The following is a 3,151-nucleotide window of genomic DNA, read 5'->3' as shown; positions in this document are numbered from 1 at the left end:
CGACCGCACCCACCGGAACCTCGAACTGCGTCGCACACAACGTGATCTCCGTCGGCCCGTACAGAACCCGCACCACCGTGCCCGGACACGCCTCCGCCACCCGCCGCACCGCCACCGGCGACACCACATCACCACCCGTCAACACCTCACGCAGCTGTGCGAGGCACGTCGGGGTCTCTTCGGCTATGACGCGGAACAGCCCGGCCGTCAGAACGACGCCCGTGATGTCGTGCACCTTGATCAGCTGTTCCAGGGAGGGGGCGTCCAGGTTTCCCGGCGGAGCGACGACGATGGTTGTGCCGGAGAGAAGAGGGGCCCACAGCTCGAACGTCGAGGCGTCGAAGGCGTACGGCGAGTGGAACAGGACGCGCTCGTGGTTGTCCGTCTCCCAGCAGCGGTCCAGGACGAGGTCCGCCACGCCGCGGTGGGTGGCGGCCACGCCCTTGGGTTCCCCGGTCGACCCGGACGTGTACATCACGTAGGCGAGCCCGTCCGCACCACGTGCGCCGACCGGCTCCACCGCTCCCGTCCCGGAAGCCGCCTCGAAGACTGCGTCGGCCCAGATGACCTCTGCCGTCCCTGCGAATCCGGCGGCTTCCGTCGGGCGGTCCGTCACCAGCAGTTCGGCTCCGCAGTCCGCCATGACCAGCCGGCGCCGGCTCGGCGGGTGTCCTTCGTGCAGCGGTACGTAGTGGGCACCGGTCTTCAGTACGGCCAGCAGCGTGGCCACCAGGTCAGCGGACCGCTCCAGCCACAGACCGACGGCTCGCTCCGGTCCGGCGCCCTTGGCGGCCAGGTGGCGCGCCAGTCGGTCCGCGCGCTCGTTCAGTTGCGCGTAGGTGAGCTCCAGCCCGTCGCTCACGATCGCTGTCGCATCGGGGGTCCGTGCGACGTGGGCTTCGAACAGCTCCGTGAGCGTCGCCCCGGGCCGTTCGCGCGCGGTGTCGTTCCAGGCGCGCAGAACCGTCTCGCGTTCGTCCGCCCCCATGACGTCGACGTGCCGGACAGGAGCCTCGGGAGTGGTGGCGACGGCGTCGAGGAGCTGGACGAACCGCCGAGCGAGGTGTTCGACGGTGACTGCGTCGAACAGGTCGGTGCGGTATTCCAGGCGCCCTTCGAGTCCTGCGGCCCCGCTGTCGGTATGGGTCTCGCCCAGGCTCACGGACAGGTCGAACTTCGCGACCGTCCCCTCCATCGGCTCCGGCCGTACGGCCAGGTCGGGCAGGGCGACGTCCGACTCGGGCGTCGTTCCGGCCGTGGCACTGCGGAAGGTGGCGAGGAGCGGTGCATGGTGCTGGACGGCGAGCATGACCTGGAAGAGGGGGTGGCGTGCCATGGAGCGGGCGGGGTTGAGGATCTCCACGAGCCGCTCGAAGGGCACGTCCTGGTGGGCGTACGCGGCCAGGTCCGCTTCCCGGACCCGCTCCACGACCTCCCTGAACGTCGGATCGCCCGACACGTCGGTCCGCAGGACCAGCGTGTTCACGAAGAACCCGACGAGGTCGTCCAACGCGTCATCGGTACGCCCCGCGACGGGCGTCCCGATCGGGACGTCCTCACCGGCACCCATCTTCGACAGCAACACCGCAAGAGCCGCCTGCACCGTCATGAACAGGCTCGCGCCACACGAACGGGACAGCTCCAGCAGACGGGCGTGGGTTTCGGCAGAGATCCGTACGCCGACCGACCCGCCCTCATGGGAGGCAACGGCAGGACGCGGATGGTCGACCGGCAGCTCAAGCTGCTCGGGCAGCCCGGCCAGCGCCTGCTTCCAGTAGCTCTCCTGCGAGGCGACCACGCTGTCCGGGTCGTCCTCGCCGCCGAGGACCTCGCGCTGCCACAGCGTGTAATCCGCGTATTGCACGGGGAGTTCGTCCCATGCCGGGGCGTCACCCTTGCAGCGGGCCGCGTACGCGACGGACAGGTCCCCCACCAGGGGTCCCATCGACCATGCGTCGCCGGCAATGTGATGGACCACCATGACGAGGACGCACTCGTCCGGGGTGTCCTCGACCTCCAGCACGCGGATCCGCCACGGCAGATCACGTTCCAGATCGAAGCCCTCGGTCACCACCGCCGAGATCGCGGCCGCCATCCCGGCCTCGGAAACCCGCTCGACGCAACAGGCCGGAACTCCTTCCGCACCCGCCAGGACCTCCTGCCGCGGCTCGCCGTCCACCTGCGGGAACACCGTCCGCAGGCTCTCGTGCCGGCCGGCGACGTCCGCCAGCGCGGCCCGCAGCGCCTCGACGTCCAGCGGGCCGGTCAGGCGGAGGGCGAGGGGGATGTTGTAGGTGGCGGAGACGCCTTCGAGCTGGCCCAGGAACCACAGACGACGCTGCGCGAACGACACCGGCAGGACTTCCGGCCGCTCTCGCCGCGCCAGCGGCTCACGGACCCGGCCACCCTCGTCGAGCCGGTCCACAAGGCCCGCGACGGTCGGGGCCTCGAACAGGGAACGGATGCTCACCTCGACCCCGAGAACGGTCCGGATCCGGCTCACCAGGCGCGTCGCCAGCAGCGAATGCCCACCCAACTCGAAGAAACCGTCGTCGATCGACACCGACTCCACGCCCAGGACCTCCGCGAAGAGCCCGCACAGGATCTCCTCCCGCGGGGTCCGCGGCGCCCGCCCCACGGCGGCCACGACGTACTCCGGAGCCGGCAGCGCCTTGCGGTCCAGCTTTCCGTTCGGGGTCAACGGCAGACGGTCCAGCACGACGAACGCGGACGGCACCATGTAGTCCGGCACGTGTTCGGACACGTGCCGGCGCAGCAGGGAGGTGTCCAAAGCGGTCGGTCCCGCGTTCGCCGCCGTAGCCACGATGTAGGCGATGAGGCGCTTGTCTCCGGGCTGGTCCTCCCGCACCACGACGGCCGCCTGCGCGACCTGCTCATGGCCGGCGAGCACCGCCTCGATCTCGCCCGGCTCGATACGGAAGCCCCGCACCTTCACCTGCGCATCAGCACGCCCCACGAACTCCAGAACACCAGCCGCCGACCACCGCACCACATCACCGGTCCGATACATCCGCGAACCAGCCACCACCGCAAACGGATCCGCGACGAACCGCTCCGCCGTCAGACCCGCACGCCCCAGATAACCCCGGGCCAACTGAGCACCCGCCACATACAACTCACCCGGAACACC

At 70.1% G+C, this 3,151-nt stretch carries 1 protein-coding gene; it reads right to left on the bottom strand.

Annotated features, from left to right (window positions below; translation table 11 throughout):
• A partial coding sequence (locus AB0M92_RS39150; protein ID WP_366107169.1) for a condensation domain-containing protein occupies nt 1-2,977 on the bottom strand: 2,977 nt, incomplete at its 3' end.
• Nucleotides 2,978-3,151 lie beyond the last annotated feature (174 nt).

This window comes from Streptomyces sp. NPDC051582 (assembly GCF_040681715.1).
GTDB lineage: Bacteria > Actinomycetota > Actinomycetes > Streptomycetales > Streptomycetaceae > Streptomyces.
Note: the sequence above shows the minus strand (reverse complement) of the source record. Positions and strands in the feature narration are given on the sequence as shown.